The following is a 25962-nucleotide window of genomic DNA, read 5'->3' on the forward strand; positions in this document are numbered from 1 at the left end:
GTAGAATCGGCCTATTCATCGCCAGTCATCCCCGGCGGGTTTATGAGCTCTGGTCAAGCACGCGGCGATCCCGCGCGGTCTTCGGCCCCATCCGTGCCTGTGGCAACCGGCCTGCGGTACAAAGGACAAGAGAAGCTCACTCCCCTTTTTGTGACCTGATTAAGCCGCCAGGAGTGCTTCATGCCTGATTATCGTTCCAAGACTTCCACCCACGGCCGCAACATGGCCGGCGCCCGTGCCCTGTGGCGCGCCACCGGCATGAAAGACGACGACTTCAAGAAGCCGATCATCGCCATCGCCAACTCGTTCACCCAGTTCGTCCCAGGTCACGTACACCTGAAGGACCTGGGCCAGCTGGTTGCCCGCGAAATCGAGCGCGCCGGTGGCGTGGCCAAGGAATTCAACACCATCGCGGTCGACGACGGCATCGCCATGGGCCATGACGGCATGCTGTATTCGCTGCCAAGCCGCGAAATCATCGCCGACGCCGTGGAGTACATGGTCAATGCCCACTGTGCTGACGCAATCGTGTGCATCTCCAACTGCGACAAGATCACCCCAGGCATGCTCATGGCTGCCCTGCGCCTGAACATCCCGGTGATCTTCGTGTCCGGCGGCCCGATGGAGGCCGGCAAGACCAAACTGGCCAACCATGGCCTGGACCTGGTGGACGCCATGGTCATCGCCGCCGATAGCACGGCGTCCGACGAGAAGGTCGCCGAGTACGAGCGCAGCGCCTGCCCGACGTGCGGCTCCTGCTCCGGCATGTTCACGGCCAACTCCATGAACTGCCTGACCGAGGCCCTGGGGCTGGCACTGCCGGGCAATGGCTCGACCCTGGCCACCCACTCCGACCGCGAGCAGCTGTTCCTCACGGCTGGCCGTACCATCGTCGAGCTGTGCAAACGCTATTACGGCGAGAACGACGAGTCGGTGCTGCCGCGCAACATCGCCAACTTCAAGGCGTTCGAGAACGCCATGATGCTCGACATCGCCATGGGTGGCTCGACCAACACCATCCTGCACTTGCTGGCAGCCGCCCAGGAGGCCGAAGTGGCCTTCGACCTGCGGGACATCGACCGCCTGTCGCGCAAGGTGCCGCAGCTGTGCAAAGTGGCGCCGAACATCCAGAAGTACCACATGGAAGATGTACACCGCGCGGGCGGCATCTTCAGCATCCTCGGTTCGTTGGCACGTGGCGGCTTGCTGCACACCGACCTGCCGACCGTTCACAGCCGCAGCATGGAAGAAGCCATCGCCAAATGGGACATCACCCAGACCGACGATGAGGCAGTGCACACGTTCTTCAAGGCAGGCCCTGCCGGCATCCCGACCCAAACCGCGTTCAGCCAGTCCACCCGCTGGCCAAGCCTGGACCTGGACCGCGCCGAGGGGTGTATCCGCAGCACCGAGCACGCCTACTCGCAAGAGGGCGGGCTGGCCGTGCTGTACGGCAACATCGCCCAGGACGGTTGCGTGGTGAAAACTGCCGGCGTCGATGAGTCGATCCTGGTGTTCGAGGGCAATGCGAAGATCTTCGAGAGCCAGGACAGCGCCGTGCGTGGCATTCTCGCCGACGAGGTGAAGGCCGGCGACATCGTCATCATCCGCTACGAAGGCCCCAAAGGTGGCCCGGGCATGCAGGAAATGCTGTACCCCACCTCCTACCTGAAATCCAAGGGCCTGGGCAAAGCCTGCGCATTGCTCACCGACGGCCGCTTCTCGGGCGGCACCTCGGGCCTGTCCATCGGCCATGCCTCACCGGAGGCCGCAGCAGGCGGTGCCATCGGCCTGGTGCGCGACGGCGACAAGGTGCTGATCGACATCCCCAACCGTTCGATCAACCTGCAGGTCAGCGATGAAGAACTGGCACACCGCCGCATCGAGCAGGACAAGAAAGGCTGGAAACCCGCCGAAGTGCGCCCACGCAAGGTAACCACCGCCCTCAAGGCCTATGCCCTTTTGGCGACCAGTGCCGACAAGGGTGCAGTGCGGAACAAGGCGATGCTGGACGGGCTTTGAAGCTGCAGTTGCTCGGGTTGGTTACAGGGGCCGCTTTGCGGCCCCTTTTTGCGGCCAGACCTACTGAATCTGCTCCGGCGTCACAATCACCCAGTTCTTGTCTGCAGTCACCGGCAACCCTTCCTTGGCCTGGGCTGCCGCCTGCTTGGCGATCATCCCGTTCAGCTGGTCCATGTACTTGGCCTTGCGGTTTATCCACAGGTGGATACCCCCCTTGCCAACATCCACCCCATGGAACTGCATGTAGCCGTCGCTTGTGGGCGTGTCGCCGCCTACCAGCACGGGTTTCTTCCACTCATCGATGTACGTCAGGATGGCGGCCTGCTTGCCGGCCATCCAGGTAGCCGGCGTCCACAGGTAAGGGGTGAGTTCGAGACGCTCGTTGGCCTTGGGGTCATAGTGCCCGGCGCTGATCTGCTTGCGCGCGGTGGTGAGCTCGCCGCTGGCGGGGTCCTTGAGCAGCAGGCTGACGCCGATCACGTTCTGGGGTTTGACGTTGTAGCCGTACTTGGGGTCTGACGCGACCATGCGCACCAGTTCCTCGGACGCTGCGGATATCACGTAGACGTCGATGCCGTTTTCCATCAACTTGTTGTACAGCTCGGCCTGGCCCTTGAATACCTTGGGCGGCTGCACGTCCAGGGTCTTGACCTGGTCGCCCTCGTAGTAGGTGGCGGGGATGGGCGCTGTGCTGGCCATCAGCTCATCCACCTGCTGTTTCAACTGCTGCAGGGTGAACCCTGAAAACACCTGGGCGACCCAGGGGTAGCAGACCATATCGTCCACCTCGCACAGCCGATTGTAGTAGCTGTACAGGCTCTCCTTGTGCTCAGCGGTATCCTTGAACGGCATCAGTTTCAAAGAGGGGTCGAGCTTTTCACGGGTCAGCAGGCCCTTGTTCTCCATGAACGGCAGCAGCGCCTCCTCAAGGTCGTAGCGGTAGCTGGTGTTGTCCATGTCGAACACCGCGTAATTACCTTTGTTGGCGTTGGCGGCAATCATGCTGTCGAGTTGCTTGGCCGCCTCAGGGGGCCAATGGGTGAGCTCGGTGGCCATGGTTTCGATACTCACCAGCGAGGCGAGGAAAAAGGCGAGGGTCTTCGGCGCGAACGTCATGTACGAATCTCCTGAAGTGACCCAGCAACGCTAGTGCAACTGCTGCAATTGGCAAACCCCGGATAACGACCCCAAAGCCGCCCCGAACGCCGCGCGCATCACTGTGTACGACAACCCTTTATTCCAAAAACGACTATGCACATTCCATTTAGGTATAAATTCGTTTGTTTTCAGGCTGTTAGCATTTCCGTTCGCAATCGCTCACAGAGGCGATGCCCCTTATCGCTTTTCTCGCTGGAGCTTCAATGAACCTGCCGCTGTCACTCAACCTGCTGGCATTCCTGGCCCTGTTGCTGGGCCTGGCACAAACCCGCCGCACGCAATGGAGCCTGGCCAAGAAAGTACTGCTGGGCCTGGCAATGGGCGTGGCGTTCGGCCTGGTGCTGCACAGCATTTATGGTGCCGGCCACCCGGTGCTGAAGGCCACTATCGGCTGGCTGGACCTGGTCGGCAATGGCTATGTCGGCTTGCTGCAGATGATCGTGATGCCGCTGATCTTCGCCTCCATCCTCAGCGCAGTAGCGCGCCTTCACAATGCATCGTCCCTGGGGCGCATCAGTGTGCTCAGCATCGGTACGCTGCTGCTGACCACGGCCATCGCTGCACTGATCGGCATCGTGTTGACCAACCTGTTCGGCCTGAGCGCCGAGGGGCTGGTGGCCGGTGCGCAGGAAAGCGCACGCATGCAGGTTATCCACAGCGACTATGCAGGCAAGGTCGCCGATCTCAACATCCCGCAACTGCTGCTCTCGTTTATCCCCAGCAACCCGGTTGGGGATTTGGCACGGGCCAAACCAACGTCGATCATCAGCGTGGTGATCTTTGCCGTGTTCATCGGCCTGGCAGCGTTGCAACTGATCAAGGACGACGCCGAAAAGGGCCAGCGCGCCCTGTCGGCCATCGATACCCTGCAGGCCTGGGTAATGCGCCTGGTGCGCGTGGTGATGAAGCTCACGCCCTACGGCGTGCTGGCGCTGATGGCCAAGGTGGTAGCCAGCTCCAACCTGGAAGACATCCTCAAGCTGGGCAGTTTCGTGGTGGTGTCCTACCTGGGCCTGGGGCTGATGTTCGTGGTGCACGCCATCATCCTGGCCTCGACCGGCGTGAGCCCGCTGCGCTTCTTCCGCAAGGTGTGGCCGGTGCTTACCTTTGCCTTCACCAGCCGTTCCAGCGCAGCCAGTATTCCGCTGAACATCGAAGCGCAGACACGCCGCCTGGGTGTGCCGCAGTCGATTGCCAGCTTCAGTGCATCGTTCGGTACCACCATTGGCCAGAACGGCTGCGCCGGCTTGTACCCGGCCATGCTGGCGGTAATGGTGGCACCGGCCGTGGGCATCGACACCTTCGACCCACTGTGGATCGCCACTCTGGTGGCCATCGTCACCCTGAGCTCTGCGGGGGTGGCAGGTGTAGGTGGTGGCGCCACGTTCGCCGCACTGATCGTGCTGCCGGCCATGGGCTTGCCGGTTGAGCTGGTGGCCTTGCTGATTTCGGTGGAACCCCTGATCGACATGGGGCGCACGGCGTTGAACGTCAACGGTTCGATGACCGCAGGCGTGGTGACCAGCCAGTTGCTGAAAGAAACCGACAAGGCAGTGCTGGCAGACGACGAGCACGCCGAGCTGAGCCATACCTGAGGTTCACAGAGGTGGGGGCGGGCTCGCCGGCCCCCACTCAACCGCCGGCTGTCAAACCCTGTCCCACACCTCAAACTGATACCCAGGCTTCCCCTCCTCCACCTGGGCCTCGCTGGACACCAGTGCCCACTGTTGCGGGTCGAACGCCGGGAACCAGGCGTCGCCCTCGGGCGACAACGCCACCCGGGTCAGGTACATACGGCTGACCAGCCCTTTCTCCAGTGCCTGCCCATACAGCTGCGCACCGCCGATCAGCATCAGCTCGTCGACGCCCTGCTCACGCGCCCACTGCTCGGCACGCACCAGCGCCTGCTCCAGCGAACCGAACACTTCGGCGCCAGCCAGCGCCAGGCCCGGTTGCCGGCTGACCACAATGTTCAGCCGCCCTGGCAGTGGCCGGCCCAGCGAATCCCAGGTCTTGCGGCCCATGATGATCGGCTTGCCCAAGGTGGTGGCCTTGAAATACCTGAAGTCCCCCGGCAGGTGCCAGGGCATGGAGTTGTCGATACCTATCACGCGGTTTTCGGCATACGCCGCGATCAGGCTGAGGGGCAGTGATGTATTCATGCCAGCGAGAATAGCACCGGCCGGGTGGGTTATGCTTCTGCCCAGACCTGTGCAATGGAAGACTTCGTGACTGCCCTCACCCCCTTGGACAAGCGCTGGCTTACTGAAGCAGTACGCCTGCGCGAGGAACACGCCGGCCCTCTGGAAGACCAGGAAGCCAACCGCCGCGCCCGCCAGCAAGGCGGCGAGCTGGCGACCCGTGTGGAAACCCGTGCGTTGCTGCTGGCAGACCGCGATGGCATGACCACGGCGCTGCGCCACTGGAAGCAAGGCGCCCGTCTGGCCTTGCTGGCATTGCTGCTGATGGCGGTGCTCAGTGGTGCAGGCTTGGCGCTGGCAGCCCTGGGCGACGGGCAACGCCCGGTGAACGTGTTCTGGGCCTTGGGCAGCCTGCTTGGCCTGAACCTGCTGATGCTGCTGGGCTGGGCCGCTGGCTTCATGCTCAGCGGCGAGCAGGGTGCGGTGCTTGGCCGGTTTTGGCTGTGGTTGAGTGAGCGCTTTGCCAGGGATGCCAAGGCCGCGCAGCTGGCGCCGGCTCTGCTGGTGCTGTTGCAACGCCAGCGCCTGAACCGCTGGGTGCTGGGCCTGCTGGTCAACAGTCTGTGGCTGGTGGCGATGCTCAGCGCCATGGGGGTGATGTTGGCACTGCTTGCCACCCGGCGCTACGGCTTTGTGTGGGAAACCACCCTGCTGGCCGCCGACCCGTTCATCTCCCTGACCCAGGCACTGGGGGTGCTGCCTGGGCTACTGGGCTTTGCGGTACCCGACCCGGCCATGGTCCGCGCCAGTGGCGACACGCTGCCGGCGCTGGCCTTGACCCGCCAGGCCTGGGCCAGTTGGCTGCTGGGTGTGGTGCTGGTGTTCGGGCTGCTCCCGCGCTTGTTGCTGGCCGGGCTGTGCCTGTGGCGCTGGCGACAAGGCCGTAGCCGCCTGGCGCTGGACCTGAACCTGCCCGGCTATGCGTCACTGCGCGAGGCACTGATGCCCCACAGCGAGCGCATGGGCGTGCAGGACGACGCCCCTGAAAGCTTGCCGGCGTTCACGGCAGGCCAAATGCCAGGCGACGGCAGCGGCGGCCTGTTGGTCGGCCTGGAGCTGGACGACCAGCGGCCCTGGCCACCCGCGCTACCCGCAGGCGTGACCGACGCCGGCGTGCTCGACAGCCGTGAGTCGCGCAACCATCTACTTGAACAGTTGGGCCGCTTCCCCCCGGCGCGCCTGGCCATCGCCTGCGACCCAAGCCGCTCCCCTGACCGCGGTAGCCTGGCCCTGCTGGCCGAGCTGGCGCGCACGGCCGGTAGCACGCGGGTCTGGCTGCTGCCAGCAACCCCTGGACTGACGGTGGACGCCCAACGCCTGGGCGATTGGCACGAAGCCCTTGATCGCCTTGGCCTGCACCATGGCGAGACGCCTCCATTGACCTGGCTGGAGCTTGGCCATGACTGAGCCACTGAAACTGGCCGTGGTTGGCCACACCAACGTCGGCAAGACCTCGCTGCTGCGCACGCTTACCCGCGACGTCGGCTTTGGCGAGGTATCGCACCGCCCCAGCACCACCCGTCACGTGGAAGGGGCGCGCCTGTCGGTGGGCGGCGAACCCCTGCTGGAGCTGTACGACACCCCCGGCCTGGAAGATGCCATCGCCCTGCTCGACTACCTCGAGCGCCTGGAGCGCCCCGGTGAACGGCTCGATGGCCCGGCACGGCTGCAGCGCTTTTTGCAGGGCAGCGAAGCACGCCAGCGTTTCGAACAGGAGGCCAAGGTGCTGCGCCAATTACTGGCAAGCGATGCCGGGCTGTACGTCATTGATGCGCGCGAGCCGGTGCTGGCCAAGTACCGAGACGAGCTTGAGGTACTGGCCAGCTGCGGAAAGCCGCTGCTGCCGGTGCTCAATTTTGTCGCCAGCCAGCAACACCGCGAGCCCCAATGGCGTGAAGCCCTTGCCAGGCTTGGGCTTCACGCGTTGGTGCGGTTCGACAGCGTGGCCCCGCCCGAGGATGGTGAGCGGCGCCTCTACGAAAGCCTGGCCCTGCTGCTGGAAAACGCCCGCCCCAACCTGCAGCGGCTGATCGACGACCAGCAGGCGCAGCGCCTGGCCCGCCGGCAAAGCGCCAAACGCCTGATCGCCGAACTGCTGCTGGACTGCGCTGCATGCCGGCGCAGCGTCGCGGCCGAGCCTGCGGCAGAAGCCCAGGCCATCGGGGCATTACGTGATGATGTGCGCCAGCGTGAACAGCGCTGCGTCGAGGCCCTGTTGAAGCTGTATGCCTTTCGCCGCGAGGATGCCCATGCCAACGACCTGCCGCTGCTCGATGGGCGCTGGGGTGACGACCTGTTCAACCCTGAAACCCTCAAGCTGCTGGGGGTGCGCCTGGGCAGTGGCGTAGCGGCCGGGGCAGCAGCTGGCGCCGGGGTCGACCTGCTGGTCGGCGGCCTGACGTTAGGTGCTGCAGCGTTGGCCGGGGCCATCGCCGGCGGCGCGCTGCAAACAGCCCGCAGCTATGGTTCACGGCTGATGGGCAAACTGAAGGGCAAGCGTGAGCTGACGGTGGACGATACCGTGCTGCGCTTATTGGCCCTGCGTCAGCAGCAGCTGCTGGTGGCGCTGGAAAACCGGGGGCATGCGGCCCAGCACAGCATTCTTCTGGGTGAGCTGGATGAAAAGGCCTGGCGGCAGGGCAAGTTGCCAGAGGCGCTGGTCAGTGCCCGTGCCCATCCGCAGTGGTCCACCCTCAACCCGGGGGCGAAAGTGAACCAACCGCAACGGCAAGAGCAACTGGACGCGCTGGCCCAGCAGCTCTGACGCTCCGCCGGCCGTCAGGACCCTCTATTTGCGCAACAGGCGCAGACCGTTGAACACCACCAGCAAACTCACGCCCATGTCGGCGAACACGGCCATCCACATGGTGGCCATGCCCGCGAAGGTAATGGCCAGGAAGATCGCCTTGATGCCCAATGCCAGCACGATGTTCTGCATGAGGATGGCTGCGCTTTGCCGCGAAAGCCTGATGAAGGCCGGGATCTTGCGCAAATCGTCGTCCATCAGCGCCACATCGGCGGTTTCGATGGCGGTATCGGTGCCTGCTGCGGCCATGGCGAAGCCCACTTCGGCCCGCGCCAGGGCCGGCGCATCATTGATCCCGTCACCGACCATGCCCACCCGATGGCCCTCGGCATACAGCGCTTCGATGCTTTTGAGCTTGTCGGCAGGCAGCAGATTACCCTCGGCACGGTCGATCCCCACTACCGCGGCAATGGCCTGGGCAGTATGTGGGTTGTCACCGGTCAGCATCACGGTCTTGATGCCCAGTTCATGCAGCTCGGCAATGGCCTGACGGCTGGTTTCCTTGACGGTATCGGCCACCGCGAACAGTGCCAGCGGGCCGGAGCTGTCCAGTAACAGCACCACGGTCTTGCCCTGGCGCTCCAGCACGTCCAGCTGAGCTTCAAGCTCGGGCGAGCACAACCCCAGCTCTTCCACCAGGCGATGATTGCCCAGGTGATACACCTGGCCCTCGATGGTACCGCGCACGCCACGGCCAGCCAGTGCGGCAAAGTCCTGCACCTCCTGGGTGGCCACGCCTTGTGCCTGGCCAAACTGTGCAATGGCACGCGACACCGGGTGGTCGGAGCGCCCGCCCAGGCTGGCGGCCAGTGCCTGAGCCCGGCCTTCGAACAGCGGCTGCAGCACGGTGGCGTCGGTTTGCACCGGCTTGCCGTGGGTGATGGTGCCGGTTTTGTCCAGCGCCAGGAAGTCCAGGTGTCGGCCCCCTTCCAGGTACACGCCACCCTTGATCAGGATGCCCTTGCGGGCCGCAGCGGCCAGGCCGCTGACGATGGTCACCGGGGTGGAAATCACCAGGGCACAGGGGCAGGCCACCACCAGCAGCACCAGCGCACGGTAGATCCAGTCGAACCAGGCGCCACCCGTGAACAGCGGCGGAAGAATCGCCACTGCCAGGGCGATGGCGAATACCACCGGGGTGTAGATGCGCGAGAAACGGTCGACGAAGCGCTGGGTAGGCGCCCGTGCGCCCTGGGCCTGTTCGACAGCCTTGATGATGCGTGCCAGGGTCGACTGGCCGGCGGCCGCCGTGGCGCGGAACTCCAGCGCCCCGGCCTGGTTGATGGTGCCGGCGAACAGCTTGTCGCCCACGGCCTTTTCCACAGGCAGGCTTTCGCCCGTAATCGGCGCCTGGTCGACACTCGACTGACCACTGGTGACCTCGCCATCCAGGCCGATGCGCTCACCAGGACGCACCCTGACCAACGCGCCGATGGCCACTTCGCGCACATCAACCTCACGCCACTGGCCGTCGGCCTGTTGCACCGTGGCCATGTCCGGCGTCAGTTGCATCAACCCGCTGATGGCATTGCGTGCGCGGTCCAGTGAGCGAGCCTCGATCAACTCGGCGACGGTGAACAGCACCATCACCATGGCAGCTTCAGGCCACTGGCCGATCAACAACGCGCCGGTCACGGCAATGCTCATCAGGGCGTTGATGTTGAGGTTGCGGTTTTTCAGGGCGATCCAGCCCTTTTTGTAGGTGCCAAGGCCGCACCCCAGAATGGCCGCCAGTGCCAATGCCGCCACCACCCATTGCGGGGCCAGTTGAGCAAAGTGCACGATTTCGGCGGCAATCGCCGCCACGCCTGACAACGCCAATGGCCACCAGCGGCTCTTCGCCGGCTGGGCGGCAGTGGCAGCGCCGTCGTCCTCGTCGCCCAGCGGCTCGGCTTTCATACCCAGGCTGTCGATGGCCCGCTCGATCTCGGCGGTGCCCTGCAAGGTATGACGCACACCCAGCACGCGGTTGATGAGGTTGAACTCCAGTTGCTCGATGCCGGCCAAGCGGCCCAGCTTGTCCTGGATAAGCGTCTGCTCGGTCGGGCAGTCCATGGCATCAATGCGGAACCGGCTCAGTTGCGCCTGGTCGCTGGCCTTGTCGGTCAGCTGTACCAGGGCCGGCGCCGCTTGCGAGCCACAGCAAGCGTGCGCATGCGGGGCATGGTTGTGCCTGGCATGGCTATGGGCGTGATCGCCATCATGGTCGTGATCATGCGTGTGGTTGTGGCTGACAGGCTGGTTCATGGGGTGTCCTTAAATGGCCTGTTGCCAAGTGAACACCCTGTAGCCACTATAGGGTCAAGCCATTATGGGGGATGAGTGATGAAAATCGGCGAACTGGCCAAGGCAACCGAGTGTGCGGTAGAAACCATCCGCTATTACGAGCGCGAGCAACTGTTGCCGGAGCCCGCCCGCACCGATGGCAACTACCGGCTATACACCCAGGCCCACGTGGAGCGCCTGACGTTTATCCGCAACTGCCGCACACTCGACATGACCCTGGAAGAAATACGCAGCCTGCTGCAACTGCGCGACAGCCCCCAGGCCTCCTGTGGCAGCGTGAACGCGCTGATCGACGAGCATATCGAGCACGTCCAGGCACGCATCGACGGCCTGGTAGCGTTGCAGGAGCAACTGGTGGACCTGCGCCGCCGCTGTAACAGGCAGGGGGCAGAATGCGCGATCTTGCAACAGCTGGAGACCAATGGCGCGGTTTCAGTGCCTGATGTGGAGCATTCACATGTCGGCCGAAGCCACGGCCACTGATTCTGTACGCTAGACCGCCATCGGCGCTGTCATCGGCGCATGGTGCTCGTACCCTTCCAGCCAGAAATCACCCGGCTCGATCTGCTCCAGCCATTGCGGCTCGTACTTGCCAGTCTCGGCAAACGCCGGCACGCGGTCGCAGATCACCAGCTTGGGCGCCTCCAGCGGCTCACGCTTGAGCTGCTCGTTGAGCATGTCCAGGTGGTTTTCATACACATGGGCATCGCCAATGAAATACGTGAACCAGCGCGGGGTGTAACCGGTCAGTCGGCCGAACAGCGACAGCAACGCCGCGCCCTCGGTCAGGTTGAACGGTGTGCCCAGGCCCAGGTCGTTGGAGCGTATGTACAACGTCAGGGAAATCTCGCGGGTTTCGACGTTAGGGTGGAACTGATACAGCAGGTGGCACGGCGGCAGCGCCATTTCATCCAGCTGGGCGCAGTTCCAGCCGTGGAACAGGATGCGCCGGCTGCCCGGGTCGTTGGCGATGGTGTCCAGGCACTGACGCACCTGATCGATGGCCTTGTACAGGATGACAAACGCCACACCGTTTTCTTCGTCCTGGGCAATGCGGCGAAAACCTGCCAGCTCGGCTTTTTCGATGGCTGCAGGGTTGCTCAGCGGGATGCGTTTGTAGCCCGGCCATTGGCGCCATTGCACGCCGTAGATCTCGCCCAGGTCGTCATGCCCCTGGCGGAATGGGTTGGCCAGCCACTGGGCATTTTCGTTGGCGTTCTGGTCCCAGACCTTGCAACCCAGTTCACGGAATTCACCCGCGTTACGTACGCCGCGCAAGAACCCGACCATTTCACCGATGGCCGACTTGAACGCCAGCTTGCGGGTGGTGATGGCGGGGAAGCCTTTTTGCAGGTCGAAGCGCAGCATGGCACCCGGCAGGCTGATGGTGCGGATGCCGGTGCGGTTTTCCTGCAGCGTGCCGTTGTCGATGACGTCGCGGACCAGGTCCAGATACTGTTTCATGGCTTACCTGTAGCAAATACGGCAGGGGGATCGCCCCTGCCGTGGGATTAATCAGGCGGGTGTCGCCGTGGGCTTGCGATTATAAGCCCACCAGATCAGGCCAATGCCAGCCAGGATCATGGGCACGCAGAGAATCTGACCCATGGTCAGCCAACCCCAGGCGATGTAGCCCAGCTGGGCGTCCGGCACACGTACGAACTCCACGATGAAGCGGAAGATGCCGTAGAATAAGGCGAACATACCGGACACCGCCATGGTTGGCCGTGGCTTGCGCGAGAACAGCCAGAGAATGGCGAACAGCGCCACGCCTTCCAGCGCGAACTGATACAGCTGCGACGGGTGGCGCGGCAGCTGCGCCGGGTCGCTGAACGGCGGGAAGATCATCGCCCAAGGCACGTCGGTAGGCTTGCCCCACAGCTCGGCGTTGATGAAGTTGCCAATGCGCCCTGCGCCCAGGCCGATGGGTACCAGCGGGGCAACGAAATCCATCAGTTCGAAGAACGACTTGTTGTTGCGCTTACCGAACCACAGCGCCGCCAGCATCACGCCGATGAAACCGCCGTGGAACGACATGCCGCCCTTCCACACCTCAAGGATCAGGGTGGGGTTGGACAGATAGGCGTGCAGGTCGTAGAACAATACATAGCCCAGCCGCCCACCCACAATTACCCCCATCGACAGCCAGAACACCAGGTCGGAGAGCTTTTCCCGGGTCCAGGTGGGATCGAAGCGGTTCAGGCGCCGCGTGGCGAGCAGCCAGGCGCCGCCGATACCAACCAGGTACATCAGCCCGTACCAGTGAATCTTCAATGGCCCCAGGGCCACCGCCACGGGGTCTATCTGCGGGTAAGGCAGCATGTAACTTCCTCTTGGTTCAAATCAAAAAACTCAGGCCGACACTGAACAGCAGTGCCGCAAACAGGCGCTTGAGCAGGCGTGGCGACAGCCTATGAGCCAGGCGCGCGCCAAAACGTGCGAAAAACATGCTGGTGACTGCGATACCCACCAGTGCCGGCAGGTACACATACCCTACGCTGTTGGGCGGCAGGCTTGCCTCGTGCCAGCCCAACAGCATGAAACTGAGCGCACTGGCCACGGCAATGGGCAGGCCGCAGGCCGACGATGTGGCCACCGCCTGCTGCATCGGCAGGCTGCGCCAGGTGAGGAACGGCACGGTCAGTGAGCCCCCACCGATGCCAAAGATGGCGGAGGCCCAGCCAATGACGCCACCGGCCGCGATCAGCCCAGGCTTGCCCGGGATACCACGGCTGGCCTTGGGCTTGAGGTCCAGCGCCATCTGCACAGCGATGACCAGGGCGAATACGCCGATGATCTTCTGCAGCATCGGCCCCTGGATCAACGACGCAGTCTTGGCGCCGATACCGGCGCCCAGCAGGATACCCAATGTCATCCAGGCGAAGATCGGCCACTGCACCGCGCGCTTGCGGTGGTGTTCGAGCACGGCGTTGATCGAGGTGAAGACGATGGTTGCCAGTGAGGTGCCGACCGCCAGATGTGTCAGCACCGAGGCATCGAAGCCCTGCAAGGTGAAGCTGAACACCAGCACGGGCACGATGATGATCCCGCCCCCCACGCCGAACAGCCCGGCCAGTACCCCGGCGCATGCACCCAACAGCAGATAGAGCACGAATTCCATTCGGCATCCCCCGAAAAATCAATCCGGCATGGTAACGGAAGCCGGCCTTGGCGCTCTAGTGAACTCTGCATCACGATGGATCTGCATTGTTACCCTGGGTACAGTGGGAGAAAACAGGAGGGGGGCCCATGTGCCTGATCGTATTCGCCTGGCGGCCAGGGCATGCCCTGCCGCTGATCGTGGCGGGCAACCGCGACGAGTTCTATGCCCGCCCTACCCAGGCCCTTGCCCCATGGGGTGACGCACCCGGCGTGCATGCGGGCCGCGACCTGGAAGCGGGTGGAACCTGGTTGGGTGTGGGTCCCCGGGGGCGGTTCGCAGCGCTGACCAACATTCGTGACCCCGGCCAGCCCCTTGGCCCCCGCTCACGGGGCGAGCTGGTAGCGGCTTACCTGCAGGGTGAACTGGGGGTTGAGGCATACCTGGACGAGGTGGCCGGCCGTAGCGGCCAGTATTCCGGGTTCAACCTGTTGGTAGGTGATGGGCCGCGGCTGGGCTATGTGAACGCCAGGGAGGCTGCACCGCGCCTGCTGGGGGCTGGGGTCTACGGGCTTTCCAATGCAGGTCTGGATACTCCGTGGCCAAAGTTGGTGAAGGCACGCAGCCGGCTGGAAAATCTTTTGGAAACGGCAGAGCCGGATGTGCTGCTGGCATTGCTGGCGGATAACCAGCCTGCTGCTGACGGTGAATTACCGGAGACAGGCGTGGGGGTGGCAACAGAGAGGTTGCTGTCCAGCGTGTTCATCGCCAGCCAGACCTACGGCACCCGGGCGAGCACAGTGCTGATTGTGGATGCCGAGGGCAGGCGGCGGATGGTCGAGCGCAGTTTCGGGCCCTTTGGGGGGCATTTGGGTGAGGTGGTGTTGGACGTGTGAGGGGGCCGCGCGAACGCCTTGGCGCATGGCGCGGTGGCCTATCACAAGGTCTTGTCAGCCCCAGGCCCGATCATCCGCGCCAGCCCCAGGTTTTTCAGGGCCAGTTGCAACGAGCTGTGGATAACTTGCGGGTTGTCGTGGCTCATTGCCTCGGCCAGTAGCTCCCTGGCCTTGACCATGTCGACCTGACGCAGCATCCACTTCACCTTCGGCAGGTTGGTGGCGTTCATCGACAGGCTGTCGAACCCCATGGCCATCAACAGGATCGCCGCAGCCGGGTCACCGGCCATTTCGCCGCAGATGCTCACGGGCTTGCCTTCACCGTGTGCGTCACGCACCACGGTACTGAGCGCCTGCAGCACCGCCGGGTGCAGGTAGTCGTACAAATCCGCCACACGCGGGTTGTTGCGGTCGACCGCCAGCAGGTACTGGGTAAGGTCGTTGGAACCCACCGACAGGAAGTCCACCTGCCGCGCAAGCTCTTTGGTCTGGTACACCGCGGCCGGGATTTCTACCATCACCCCCACCGGTGGCATCGGCACGTCAGTGCCTTCGTCACGCACTTCGCCCCAGGCCCGGTGGATCAGGTGCAAGGCCTCTTCCAGCTCGTGGATGCCCGAGATCATCGGCAGCAGAATACGCAGGTTGTTCAGGCCCTCGCTGGCCTTGAGCATGGCCCGGGTCTGAACCAGGAAGATTTCCGGGTGGTCGAGGGTGACGCGGATGCCACGCCAGCCCAGGAAGGGGTTGTCTTCCTTGATCGGAAAGTACGAAAGCGCCTTGTCGCCGCCGATGTCCAGCGTACGCATGGTGACCGGCAGCGGGTGAAACGCCGCCAATTGCTCGCGGTAGATCGCCAGCTGCTCTTTCTCGCTGGGGAAGCGCTGGTTGATCATGAACGGCACTTCGGTGCGATACAGGCCTACCCCTTCGGCGCCGCGCTGCTGCGCTCGCGCCACATCCGCCAGCAAGCCAGTATTCACCCACAACGGCATGCGGTGGCCGTCCGGGGTCACGCACGGCAACTCACGCAGGGCGTCCAGGCCCTTGGCCAGCTGGCGCTCCTCCTCCACCACATCGCTGTACTGCTTGCGCAGCACCTCGCTGGGGTTGGTGTACACCTCGCCCTTGTAACCGTCGACGATCAGCTCGATGCCGTCGACCTTGGAGTACGGCAGGTCGACCAGGCCCATCACCGTGGGGATACCCATGGCCCGGGCCAAAATCGCCACGTGGGAGTTGCCCGAACCCAGTACCGAAACCAGGCCCACCAGCTTGCCTTCGGGCACTTCGCCCAGCATGGCCGGGGTCAGCTCTTCACTCACCAGGATGGTGTTGTCGGCATACACCAGCGACTGCGAACGCGCCTGTTGCAGGTAGGCCAGCAGCCGCCGCCCCAGGTCCTTGACGTCAGAGGCACGCTCGCGCAGGTAGTCATCGTCCATCAGCTCGAAGCGGTTGACGTGCTCGCCCACCACCTGGCGCAGGGCGCCCTGGGCCCACTGGCCGGTGCGGATCACATCGCGCACCTCGCCACCGAGGGCCGCGTCCTCGAGCATCATCAGGTACACATCGAACAGCGCCCGCTCTTCAGGGCGCAGCTGGGTGGCCAGCTTGGCGGACAGCTTGCGCATGTCGGCACGCACGCCCTCGAGGGCGTTGTGGAACAGGGCCAGTTCAGCGTCGATGTCTTCTACGGTTTTGTCCGGCACCACTTCCAGGTCGGCGGGCGGCAACATGACCACGGCACGCCCCACGGCAGCACCCGGCGAGCCCGGCACGCCGACGAAGCGCGCTTCCTGGATGCCCTTGCCCTGTCGGCCGAGGCCGCGGATGGAGCCAGTGGCTTCGGCGTGGGCGATTACCCCCGCCAGCTGGGCACTCATGGTGACCAGGAAGGCTTCCTCACCTTCGTCGAACTGGCGCCGCTCTTTCTGCTGGATGACCAGTACCCCCACCACACGGCGGTGGTGGATGATGGGGGCGCCAAGGAACGATGCGAATTTCTCTTCGCCGGTTTCGGCAAAGTAGCGGTAGCGCGGGTGGGCAGCGGCGTTTTCCAGGTTGAGCGGCTCTTCCCGGGTGCCCACCAGGCCCACCAGGCCCTCGTTGGGCGCCATGCTGACCTTGCCGATGGAGCGCTTGTTGAGGCCTTCGGTCGCCATCAGCACGAAGCGGTTGGTTTCCGGGTCGAGCAGGTAAACCGAGCAGACCTGGCTGCCCATGGCTTCCTTGACACGCAAGACAATGATCCCCAACGCCGACTTGAGATCTTTGGCGGAGTTCACTTCCTGGACGATCTTGCGCAGCGTATTGAGCATGGCTCGGGGTCGAACTCCGTCGTCAGTCGCGCGTCAGAAGACGCGGTGCTAGCTCTTTCAGGGCGCGGCGGTAAACCTCGCGCTTGAATGTCACAACCTGCCCCAGCGGGTACCAGTAACTCACCCAGCGCCAGCCGTCGAACTCCGGCTTGCCGGTCAGGTCCATGCGCACCCGCTGTTCATTGCTGATCAGCCGCAGCAGGAACCACTTCTGTTTCTGGCCGATGCACAGGGGCTGGCTGTGGGTACGCACCAGCCGCTGGGGTAAACGATAACGCAACCAGCCACGGGTGCAGGCAAGAATTTCTACATCGTCGCGTTCAAGGCCAACTTCTTCGTTCAGCTCGCGGTACAGGGCATCTTCCGGCGTCTCGTCAGGGTTGATACCACCCTGGGGAAATTGCCAGGCATCCTGGTTGATCCGGCGAGCCCATAACACCTGCCCGGAATCATTCGTAAGAATGATCCCTACATTGGGGCGAAAACCATCCGGGTCGATCACGGCAGCAACCTCGCAAACGCATGTCACCGCATTGTTCCACAAAGCCTGCGAGCGCAGCAACGCGCCTGCCCGGCTTATATGCAGCAAGGGCTGCGGGAGCGTCCGCCTGGGTGCTTGCCAACCTGCCCAGTTGCCTCACAGGTACCGTTCAGACCGGCTTGGCGCCCATCAGCCCGGCGATGGACAGGAAGCACAGCCCGCTGAACAGCGACAGCGCCAAGGTGTAGCGCAAACCCACGGCCTGCGCCTTGCGCAGGCGGTTCAGACGCAGCAACAGCCAGGCTGCGGCAAAAGCGCCCAAGGTATACAGCACGCTTGAGGCCAGCAGCCAAGTCTGCCCCAGCGGCCAGCCAACCAGGTGCACCAGCCACCAGCCGGTGAACGGCATGCTGACCAGGCACACGGCCATGACCAGCCAGACGCAGATCAGCGGGCGCTGCAACAACCTGGCCCAGGGCTGTGGGTCGCCCTTTCGGTAAGCACGCAGGGTCCACAAGGCAAGCCCTGCGGCCCCCAGCAGCAGGAGCACGGTGGCGATCACATGGAGCGTCTTGAGGGTGGTCAGGTGTTCCATCTCGTGTGTCCTTTGGCCTGCGGTGCACGCCCAAGCTTAGCCGTTCAGCCCAGGAACAGCTTGTAGGCCGGGTTTTCGGTTTCGTCCCAGTAGGGGTAGCCGATCTTGGCCAGCGCCGCAGGCACCAGGTGACGTTCCTCTTCCGGCACCTGCAGCCCCGCCACCACGCGCCCGTCTGCCGCCCCGTGGTTGCGGTAGTGGAACATGGAGATGTTCCAGCGCCCACCCAGCTTGTCGAGGAAGTTGAACAGCGCGCCTGGCCGCTCCGGGAACTCGAAGCGCAGTACCATTTCGTCGCTGGCGCCCGCCGAATGGCCGCCGACCATGTGGCGGATGTGCAACTTGGCCAGTTCGTTGTCGGTAAGGTCGGTCACCGGGAAGCCCTGGTCCACCAGTTGCTGCACCAGGGCGGCACGCGGGTCGTTTTCCGGGTGGGTTTGCACGCCGACGAAGATGTGGGCTTCGTCGGAGGTATGCTTGCGGTAGTTGAATTCGGTGATCTGCCGCTTACCGATCGCCTCGCAGAACGCCTTGAAGCTGCCTGGCCGCTCCGGGATGGTCACGGCGATGATGGCCTCGCGCTTTTCACCCAGCTCGGCACGTTCGGCCACATGGCGCAGGCGGTCGAAATTGACGTTGGCGCCTGAGTCGATGGCCACCAGCGTGTGGCCCGTCACGCCATGCATTTCCACGTAGCGCTTGATACCAGCCACACCCAGTGCCCCGGCAGGCTCGGTGATGGAGCGGGTATCGTCGTAGATATCCTTGATGGCGGCGCAAATTTCATCGGTGCTGACGGTGACCACTTCGTCCACATGGTGACGGCAGATATCGAAGGTGTGCTGGCCAATCTGCGCCACCGCCACGCCATCGGCGAACAAGCCCACCTGCGGCAGCACCACCCGCTCACCGGCAGCCATCGCCGCCTGCAGGCAGTTGGAGTCGTCCGGTTCCACGCCGATCACCTTGATGTCGGGGCGCAGGTACTTCACGTAGGCGGCGATGCCGGCAATCAGGCCCCCGCCGCCCACGGGCACGAAGATGGCATCCAGCCGGCCAGGGTGCTGGCGCAGGATTTCCATGGCCACGGTGCCCTGCCCGGCAATGGTGTGCGGGTCATCGTAAGGGTGGATGTAGACGAAGCCCTTCTCGTCGACCAGTTTCAGCGAGTAGGCCAGTGCCTCGGGGAACGAGTCGCCGTGCAGCACCACCTTGCCACCCCGCGAGCGCACGCCCTCGATCTTGATCTCGGGGGTGGTCTTGGGCATCACGATGGTTGCCTTGATGCCCATTTCCCGCGCCGCCAGGGCCAGGCCCTGAGCGTGGTTGCCAGCCGATGCCGTGACAACGCCCCGGGCCAGCTCCTGCGGGGTCAGTTGCGCCAGCTTGTTGTAGGCCCCGCGGATCTTGAACGAGAACACCGGCTGCAGGTCTTCGCGCTTGAGCAGGATCTGGTTACCCAGGCGTGCGCTGAGCTGCCCGGCAGGCTGCAACGGGGTTTCGACGGCAACGTCATAGACGCGCGAGGTGAGGATCTTCTTGACGTACTGTTCGAGCATCTGGAAAGCATCACTGGGCCGCGGGACAAGGCCTGGAAGTCTACCCCAGCGCTACGTCGGGCGACCACAGCAAAGCCCTGCAAGCCGTTATACTAGGCCCCTTTGAAAACGCCCTGCCCCATTTCGGAGCCCGCATGACCCAGGACCAACTCAAACAGGCCGTCGCCCAGGCCGCTGTCGACTTCATTCTGCCCAAGCTGGATGAAAAGAGCGTTGTCGGCGTCGGGACCGGCTCCACCGCCAACTTCTTCATCGACGCCCTGGCCCAGCACAAGGCCGCCTTCGATGGCGCCGTCGCCAGCTCCGAGGCTACCGCACAGCGCCTGAAGGGCCATGGCATTCCGGTATTCGAGCTGAACAGCGTCAGCGAGCTGGAGTTCTACGTGGACGGCGCCGACGAAAGCGACGAGCACCTGAACCTGATCAAAGGCGGTGGCGCAGCCCTGACCCGCGAGAAAATCGTCGCGGCGGTCGCCAAAACCTTCATCTGTATCGCCGATGGCAGCAAGCTGGTGCCTGTGCTGGGCGCTTTCCCGCTGCCGGTCGAGGTCATCCCCATGGCCCGCAGCCACGTGGCGCGCCAGTTGGTGAAGCTGGGCGGCGACCCGGTGTACCGTGAGGGTGTGGTTACCGACAACGGCAACGTGATCCTCGATGTGCACAACCTGCAGATCACCAACCCGGTCGAGCTGGAAGCACAGATCAATGCCATCGTCGGCGTGGTAACCAATGGCCTGTTCGCCGCTCGCCCGGCAGACCTGCTGCTGCTGGGCACCGCCGATGGCGTGAAGAGCCTGAAAGCCGAATAAGCCTGGGTGGGGCTGCGGCGGGGCCCCGCCGGCTCATGGGGCCGGCAGCTTGAACACGTAGAACAGGTTCGGCTCACTGACCATATAAAGGGTGCCGGCGTCGTCCATCGCCACGCCCTCCGCCTGCGGCACCGTCGCCTTCAGCCCGTGGGCACCCTTGCGTAAAGACAGGGTGCTCAGCGGCTTGCCTTGTACATCCAGTTCCAGCAGCAGGCGCGACTCGTCCGACAGCGCCAGCAGGTGCCCGCTGCGTTCATCGAACTGCAAGCTGGACAGGTCGCGTACAAACAGCCGCGCATCGCGCTTGCTGTCCTGCACCACGTTCACGGCATAAGGCTGCTGCGGGTTGTCGTGGGGGAACCCGTGCACCTCGTAGATCAGCATCGGGTCCCGCTCCTTGGCCACGAACAGGCGCTTGCCGGCAGAGTCGTAGGCCAGCCCTTCGAAGCCCTTGTTGCCATTCAGGCCAATGCCCAAGGTAAGCTGCTCGGCATCGGCCGCGTCCAGGAACGGGGTGTCATCCTGCAGCCGCACGCGGATCAGCCGTTGCTGGCGTTCATCGGTGATGACGTAGCTGTTGGGCCCCACGTACTCGACCGCCTCAGGGTCACCAAAGCCGGTCAGCGGCACGCGGCGCAGAATGCGCCCCTCAAGCGACAACTCAATCAGTTCGGAACGGGCATTGGTGACGGTAAACAGGGTTTTGCGGTCCGGGTCATAGGTCAGCGCCGAAAGGTCGTCGTCCAGCCCCTCCACCGGCCGGGCTTCCACCGCTACCCGGTAACGGTCCAGGCCGATGCCCTGTTCGGCAGGGTGCCACCAGGCCTTGAGGTTGAACCAGGCGCGCTCGAACAGGCGCAGCTCCTGCCCTGCCCAACCGAGCACGAGCAGGCACAGGGCCACGGGGATCAACGACAAACGCAGGTAGCGGGGCATGCGGGCAGGCTCGACGAAGGATGGCGAATTTAAGCACAGACAACTGAAATAAAGCTTAATGCCATCATTCGATTATCCATCGCCGAGCACGTGTTCAGCCTTTCTTGAACCGGTAGAACAGCGCGGGTTCGCTGATGATGTACAGGGTGCCCTGGTCATCCATGGCCACCCCTTCGGCACGGGGGATGGTTTTTTGCAGGCCGTTGAACCCTCCAAGTACAGTCATGAAACTGATCTTTTCGCCCTTGTGGTTCAGCTCCAGCAGCATGTGCGAGTCGGCGGAGAGCGCCAGCAAGTGCCCGGTGCGCGGGTCGATGCCCAGTGCCGAGAGGTTGCGCAGGTCCAGCGGGTCGGTGGGCAGCGCCGTCTTGCCACCACTCAGCGGGCTTTGGCCGTTGCTGCTCCATTCATAAAGCCGCGGCGGGCGCTCTTCGCCGATCACCAGGCGTTGGCGCCGAGGGTCCCAGACCACGGCCTCGAAACCCTTGTTGCCATTTTCAGAAAGGCCCAGGTCATGGCTCTGGAAATCGGCGTGGTTCAACTCCGTGGTGCTCGCATCCACTTTGACGACAGTGAGGTCATGCAGACGCTCATCGGTGATGGCCATGTAGCCGCCCTCCATCACCGTGACACCTTCAGGGTTGGCCCAACCCTTGAGCGGGATGTTGCGCAGTACATCACCGTCGAGGTTCAACTCGGTCAAAATCGGCTTCTTGCCCATGACAGAAAACAGCGTGCGCGTACTGGGATTGAAGGCGAGGTCTGACGCTTCGTCATCCGCCATGCCAGGAAGGGGTTTCGCGTCGATTTCCACTTTGTAGTCCGGTAACCAGACGCTTTCGCCGCGTTCGGCAGTGGTCTCGAAGTGCTCCTTGACCCACAGCATGCCGCGGTCATCCCAGTGCATGAGAAATGCCACGCCATAAGCGATTGCCGCCACCACGGCCAGGGCGAAAGGCCAGCGCAGGTAGAAGCGTCGCATCGTGGCCGCCGGGGCCGTGGCTGAAGAGGGCATGCGAGCAGGATCCTGTGTGATGGGCGGGGATCAGCGCATTATCCAGATAGGGTGTGAAAAAATCGGTAAACAAAACCCCACCGCCGCCGCGGTGGGGCTTCGCCCAGGTCAGAGCACGCGGCTTTCGAAGCGGCTGACGCCTGGCAGCTCCAGTACCACCTCGTCACCCGCAATGAATGGCCCTACCCCAGCCGGCGTGCCGGTCAGGATCACATCCCCGGCCTGCAACGAGAACTGTGCGGCCATGTGCTGGATCATGGGCACGATGGGGTTGAGCATCATGGCGCTGCTGCCATCCTGGCGCACTTCACCGTTCACCGTCAGGCGTACGGGGATGGCCGTGGTGTCCTCGAAGCTGGAGGCAGACACGAAGGGCGGCAACACGCAGGCGCCGTCGAAGCACTTGGCGAGCTCCCAGGGCAGGCCTTTTTCCTTGAGCTTGGCCTGCAGGTCACGCAGGGTAAGGTCCAGTGCCGGGGCGTAACCGGAAATGGCGTCCAGCACTTCCTCCGGGGTTGGTCGGGTGGACAGCGACTTGCCCAGCAGCACGGCAATTTCCACTTCGTAGTGCACCGAGCCCCGATCGGTCGGGATCTTGAAACCGCCCTCGGCCGGCACCACGCAACTGCCGGGCTTGATGAACAGCAACGGCTCGGTCGGAATGGGGTTGTCCAGTTCCTTGGCATGCTCGGCGTAGTTGCGACCGATGCACACCACCTTGCCCAGCGGGAAGTGGATGCGCGTGCCGTCTACGTACTGGTGCTGGTAACTCATGGCCGACTCCTCTGGATACTGCTTTTTATTCAGGTGCGAAGATCTTACCCGGATTCATGATGCCGTTAGGGTCGAACACAGCCTTTATTGCCTTCATGCAGGCGATCTCTTCCGGCGACCTGCTGTAGCCCAGGTAGTCACGCTTGGTCATGCCGACGCCGTGCTCGGCGGAAATGGAACCGTTGTAGCGCTCGACGATCTCGAACACCCATTTGTTGACCCGGGCGCAAGAGGCAAAAAACGCGTCCTTGCTCATGTGCTCGGGCTTGAGGATGTTCAGGTGCAGGTTGCCATCCCCGATATGGCCGTACCACACCACCTCATAGTCGGGGTAATGGGCCTGGACGACGGCATCGATATCGCGCAGAAAGGCCGGCACCTTCGATACGGTTACCGAAATATCGTTCTTGTAAGGGGTCCAGTGCGAAATGGTTTCGGACAGGTACTCGCGCAGCTTCCACAGGTTCTTCAGCTGCGTTTCGCTCTGGCTCATGACCCCGTCCAGCACCCAGCCCTGCGCCACGCAATGCTCGAACGTGGCCAGGGCTTCATCGGCCACCTGCTCGGTGCTGGCCTCGAACTCCAGCAATGCATAGAACGAGCAAGGCGTGTGGAACGGCGCAGGCACATCGCCACGCGCGAGTATCCTGGCCAGGCCCTTATCGGAGAAAAACTCGAACGCCGTCAGGTCCAGCTTGCCATGAAACGCGTGCAGCACCGGCATGATCGAGTCGAAGTCAGGCGTGCCCAGCACCATGGCGGTGAGGTTGCGCGGCGCGCGGTCCAGGCGCATGGTGGCCTCCACCACGAACCCCAAGGTACCCTCGGCACCGATGAACAGGTGGCGCAGGTCATAGCCGGTGGCGTTCTTGACCAGGCCTTTGTTCAGTTCCAGCAGCTCGCCAGTACCGGTGACCACCTTCAGCCCGGCCACCCAGTTGCGGGTCATGCCGTAGCGAATCACCTTGATGCCGCCGGCATTGGTGCCGATATTGCCACCGACCTGGCTGGAACCACTGGAGGCGAAGTCGACCGGGTAATACAGGCCCTGCTCTTCGGCATAGGCCTGCAATTGCCGGGTAATCACCCCAGGCTGGCAGACCACGGTGCGGTCGAAGGCATCGAAACCCAGAATCTGGTTCATGTAGTCGAAGGCCACCACCACTTCACCCTTGGCGGCAACCGCACCCGCAGACAACCCGGTGCGCCCGCCAGAGGGCACCAGCGCCACCTTGTGGGCATTGGCCCAGCGCACGATGGCCTGCACCTGCTCGACCGTTCTGGGCAGCACGATGGCGCTGGGCGCAGGCGGATAATGCTTGGTCCAATCCTTGCCGTAGGCCTCCAGGGAGGCCGCGTCGGTCAGCACCTTGCCAGGGTCGACAAGGGTCATCAGCTCATCTAGTGAAGCGCGCTGGATCATCGCCTGAACTCTCGACCTATTCATGGTCACCCTGAGCACACTTCACCTGTCGGGATAAGCTCAGAGTGTGTCGCGTATGCTAGCATAGCGCTCCTTCTGTTCATGCTAGGGCCGCCCCAGCGGGGCTGCCTCTCGCCATTTTTCTTCGGGATACAGGTTTACGCAGATGAGCAAGACTTCTCTTGAAAAGAGCAAGATCCGGTTCCTTCTTCTTGAAGGTGTACACCAGAATGCGGTCGATACCCTCAAGGCTGCCGGCTACACCAACATCGAATACCTCACCGGTTCGCTGCCCGAAGCCGAACTGAAGGAAAAGATCGCCGATGCCCATTTCATCGGTATCCGCTCACGCACCCAACTGACTGAAGAAATCTTCGACTGCGCCAAGAAACTGGTCGCCGTTGGCTGCTTCTGCATCGGTACCAACCAGGTCGACCTGGAAGCTGCGCGCCAGCGCGGTATCGCGGTATTCAACGCCCCGTACTCCAACACTCGCTCGGTGGCCGAGCTGGTACTGGCCGAGGCCATCCTGCTGCTGCGCGGCATCCCGGAAAAAAACGCATCCTGCCACCGCGGCGGCTGGATCAAGAGCGCGGCCAACTCCTTCGAGATCCGTGGCAAGAAGCTGGGCATCGTCGGCTATGGCTCCATCGGCACTCAGTTGTCGGTACTGGCCGAAAGCGTTGGCATGCAGGTCTATTTCTTCGACCCGCTGACCAAGCTGCCGCTGGGTAACGCGGTACAGGTCACCAGCCTGCACGAACTGCTGGGCCTGGCCGACATCGTGTCGCTGCACGTACCTGAGCTGCCCTCCACCCAGTGGATGATCGGCGAAAAGGAAATCCGCGCGATGAAGAAGGGCTCGATCCTGATCAACGCCGCCCGCGGCACCGTCGTAGAGCTGGACCACCTGGCCGCCGCGATCAAGGACAAGCACCTGATCGGCGCCGCCATCGACGTGTTCCCGGTAGAGCCGCGCTCCAACGATGAAGAGTTCGAAAGCCCGCTGCGCGGCCTGGACAACGTGATCCTTACCCCGCACATCGGTGGCTCCACCGCAGAAGCCCAGGCCAACATCGGCCTGGAAGTCGCCGAGAAGCTGGTCAAGTACAGCGACAACGGTACGTCCGTATCCTCGGTCAACTTCCCTGAAGTGGCCCTGCCGGCGCACCCTGGCAAACACCGTCTGCTGCACATCCACGAGAACATCCCGGGCGTGCTCAGCGAGATCAACAAGGTGTTTGCCGAGAACGGCATCAACATCTCCGGTCAGTTCCTGCAAACCAACGAGAAAGTGGGTTATGTGGTGATCGACGTCGACGCTGAATACTCCGACCTGGCGCAAGAAAAATTGCAACAGGTCAAGGGCACCATCCGCTCCCGCGTGCTGTTCTAAGTACGCTGCCCCCGCGGCAAGCAAAGCCCAGGTTGCTGACACCCGTCAGCAACCTGGGCTTTTGCTTTGTAGCTTGATCTTCGCGACTTTAGGGGCCGGATTTGCCACGGCTGAGGGTCGCCGATAACCGTCTGCGACATACCTGCCTGTGCAGAAAATTTTGGCCTGTGGTCAAACATCGTCG

22 protein-coding genes are annotated in these 25962 nt (G+C 63.4%); 8 read left to right on the top strand and 14 right to left on the bottom strand.

Translation table 11 applies throughout. The annotated features are described in order from the left end of the window. Nucleotides 1-180 precede the first annotated feature (180 nt). Nucleotides 181-2022, top strand: a complete 1842-nt coding sequence (ilvD, locus tag PPA02S_RS16145; protein ID WP_028632074.1) for a dihydroxy-acid dehydratase — start codon at nt 181-183, stop codon at nt 2020-2022. A gap of 60 nt (nt 2023-2082) precedes the next feature. Here ilvD and PPA02S_RS16150 read toward each other — a convergent pair whose 3' ends face one another. Next, nucleotides 2083-3138 (bottom strand): HAD family hydrolase, encoded by a 1056-nt coding sequence (locus PPA02S_RS16150; RefSeq protein WP_028632075.1) that lies wholly within the window; start codon nt 3136-3138, stop codon nt 2083-2085. Between the two features lie 245 nt (nt 3139-3383). Between PPA02S_RS16150 and PPA02S_RS16155 the strand changes: the two genes are divergently transcribed. Continuing rightward, nucleotides 3384-4775: an L-cystine transporter gene (locus tag PPA02S_RS16155; RefSeq protein ID WP_028632076.1), complete on the top strand. Its 1392-nt coding sequence runs from the start codon at nt 3384-3386 to the stop codon at nt 4773-4775. Between the two features lie 51 nt (nt 4776-4826). Here PPA02S_RS16155 and PPA02S_RS16160 read toward each other — a convergent pair whose 3' ends face one another. Beyond that, entirely contained in the window at nt 4827-5342 is a 516-nt protein-coding gene (locus PPA02S_RS16160; protein ID WP_028632077.1) for a dihydrofolate reductase, read from the bottom strand. Nucleotides 5343-5396: 54 nt separating this feature from the next. On the opposite strand from PPA02S_RS16160, the gene PPA02S_RS16165 reads away from it, so the two are divergent. Next, a complete protein-coding gene (locus PPA02S_RS16165) occupies nt 5397-6788 on the top strand; it encodes a DUF2868 domain-containing protein (RefSeq protein WP_080667809.1) in 1392 nt (463 codons plus the stop codon). Next, the gene (locus PPA02S_RS16170; RefSeq protein ID WP_028632079.1) at nt 6781-8145 is read left to right on the top strand and encodes a GTPase/DUF3482 domain-containing protein; all 1365 of its coding nucleotides are present in this window, start codon (nt 6781-6783) and stop codon (nt 8143-8145) included. The genes PPA02S_RS16165 and PPA02S_RS16170 overlap by 8 nt, the downstream gene beginning before the upstream one ends. A 24-nt stretch (nt 8146-8169) precedes the next feature. Here PPA02S_RS16170 and PPA02S_RS16175 read toward each other — a convergent pair whose 3' ends face one another. Further along, complete coding sequence (locus tag PPA02S_RS16175) at nt 8170-10434, bottom strand: heavy metal translocating P-type ATPase (protein WP_028632080.1); 2265 nt, start codon at nt 10432-10434, stop codon at nt 8170-8172. A gap of 78 nt (nt 10435-10512) precedes the next feature. On the opposite strand from PPA02S_RS16175, the gene cadR reads away from it, so the two are divergent. Next, nucleotides 10513-10956 (top strand): cadmium resistance transcriptional regulator CadR, encoded by a 444-nt coding sequence (cadR, locus tag PPA02S_RS16180; RefSeq protein WP_028632081.1) that lies wholly within the window; start codon nt 10513-10515, stop codon nt 10954-10956. A gap of 9 nt (nt 10957-10965) precedes the next feature. Here the strand turns inward: cadR and PPA02S_RS16185 are convergent, their stop codons facing one another. From PPA02S_RS16185 to PPA02S_RS16195, 3 genes are read right to left on the bottom strand one after another with little or no spacing between them, the layout of a single operon-like run. Beyond that, nucleotides 10966-11937 (bottom strand): thymidylate synthase, encoded by a 972-nt coding sequence (locus PPA02S_RS16185; protein WP_028632082.1) that lies wholly within the window; start codon nt 11935-11937, stop codon nt 10966-10968. A 51-nt stretch (nt 11938-11988) separates the two neighbouring features. Further along, the gene (gene lgt, locus PPA02S_RS16190) at nt 11989-12795 is read right to left on the bottom strand and encodes a prolipoprotein diacylglyceryl transferase (protein WP_028632083.1); all 807 of its coding nucleotides are present in this window, start codon (nt 12793-12795) and stop codon (nt 11989-11991) included. A 16-nt stretch (nt 12796-12811) separates the two neighbouring features. Further along, complete coding sequence (locus tag PPA02S_RS16195) at nt 12812-13594, bottom strand: sulfite exporter TauE/SafE family protein (protein WP_028632084.1); 783 nt, start codon at nt 13592-13594, stop codon at nt 12812-12814. A 128-nt stretch (nt 13595-13722) separates the two neighbouring features. On the opposite strand from PPA02S_RS16195, the gene PPA02S_RS16200 reads away from it, so the two are divergent. Further along, nucleotides 13723-14469: an NRDE family protein gene (locus PPA02S_RS16200; protein ID WP_028632085.1), complete on the top strand. Its 747-nt coding sequence runs from the start codon at nt 13723-13725 to the stop codon at nt 14467-14469. A 41-nt stretch (nt 14470-14510) separates the two neighbouring features. On the opposite strand, the gene ptsP is transcribed toward PPA02S_RS16200, so the two are convergent. The 4 genes from ptsP to ilvA all read right to left on the bottom strand — a co-directional run bounded on the left by ptsP (nt 14511) and on the right by ilvA (nt 19425). Beyond that, complete coding sequence (gene ptsP, locus PPA02S_RS16205) at nt 14511-16790, bottom strand: phosphoenolpyruvate--protein phosphotransferase (protein ID WP_028632086.1); 2280 nt, start codon at nt 16788-16790, stop codon at nt 14511-14513. A 22-nt stretch (nt 16791-16812) separates the two neighbouring features. Then, on the bottom strand, nt 16813-17292 hold the full coding sequence (locus PPA02S_RS16210) for an RNA pyrophosphohydrolase (protein ID WP_028632087.1): 480 nt from the start codon (nt 17290-17292) through the stop codon (nt 16813-16815). 148 nt (nt 17293-17440) lie between these two features. Continuing rightward, a complete protein-coding gene (locus PPA02S_RS16215) occupies nt 17441-17866 on the bottom strand; it encodes a DUF2269 family protein (protein ID WP_028632088.1) in 426 nt (141 codons plus the stop codon). Nucleotides 17867-17910: 44 nt separating this feature from the next. Next, nucleotides 17911-19425 carry a threonine ammonia-lyase, biosynthetic gene (gene ilvA, locus PPA02S_RS16220; RefSeq protein ID WP_028632089.1) on the bottom strand — a complete coding sequence of 505 codons (1515 nt, stop codon included), beginning with the start codon at nt 19423-19425 and terminating at the stop codon, nt 17911-17913. Between the two features lie 134 nt (nt 19426-19559). Here ilvA and rpiA point away from each other — a divergent pair, with 134 nt between their 5' ends. Next, on the top strand, nt 19560-20234 hold the full coding sequence (rpiA, locus tag PPA02S_RS16225; RefSeq protein ID WP_028632090.1) for a ribose-5-phosphate isomerase RpiA: 675 nt from the start codon (nt 19560-19562) through the stop codon (nt 20232-20234). Nucleotides 20235-20267: 33 nt separating this feature from the next. Here the strand turns inward: rpiA and PPA02S_RS16230 are convergent, their stop codons facing one another. The 4 genes from PPA02S_RS16230 to PPA02S_RS16245 form a co-directional block, all read right to left on the bottom strand. After that, the gene (locus PPA02S_RS16230) at nt 20268-21170 is read right to left on the bottom strand and encodes an SdiA-regulated domain-containing protein (RefSeq protein ID WP_028632091.1); all 903 of its coding nucleotides are present in this window, start codon (nt 21168-21170) and stop codon (nt 20268-20270) included. 94 nt (nt 21171-21264) lie between these two features. Further along, nucleotides 21265-22185: an SdiA-regulated domain-containing protein gene (locus PPA02S_RS16235; RefSeq protein WP_028632092.1), complete on the bottom strand. Its 921-nt coding sequence runs from the start codon at nt 22183-22185 to the stop codon at nt 21265-21267. Between the two features lie 108 nt (nt 22186-22293). After that, complete coding sequence (locus tag PPA02S_RS16240) at nt 22294-22959, bottom strand: fumarylacetoacetate hydrolase family protein (RefSeq protein ID WP_033727905.1); 666 nt, start codon at nt 22957-22959, stop codon at nt 22294-22296. 25 nt (nt 22960-22984) lie between these two features. Continuing rightward, the gene (locus PPA02S_RS16245; protein WP_028632094.1) at nt 22985-24382 is read right to left on the bottom strand and encodes a D-2-hydroxyglutarate dehydrogenase; all 1398 of its coding nucleotides are present in this window, start codon (nt 24380-24382) and stop codon (nt 22985-22987) included. Between the two features lie 166 nt (nt 24383-24548). Here PPA02S_RS16245 and serA point away from each other — a divergent pair, with 166 nt between their 5' ends. Continuing rightward, nucleotides 24549-25778 carry a phosphoglycerate dehydrogenase gene (serA, locus tag PPA02S_RS16250; RefSeq protein WP_028632095.1) on the top strand — a complete coding sequence of 410 codons (1230 nt, stop codon included), beginning with the start codon at nt 24549-24551 and terminating at the stop codon, nt 25776-25778. Nucleotides 25779-25962: the final 184 nt, after the last annotated feature.

This window comes from Pseudomonas parafulva NBRC 16636 = DSM 17004, from assembly GCF_000730645.1.
Classification (GTDB): Bacteria; Pseudomonadota; Gammaproteobacteria; order Pseudomonadales; family Pseudomonadaceae; genus Aquipseudomonas; species Aquipseudomonas parafulva.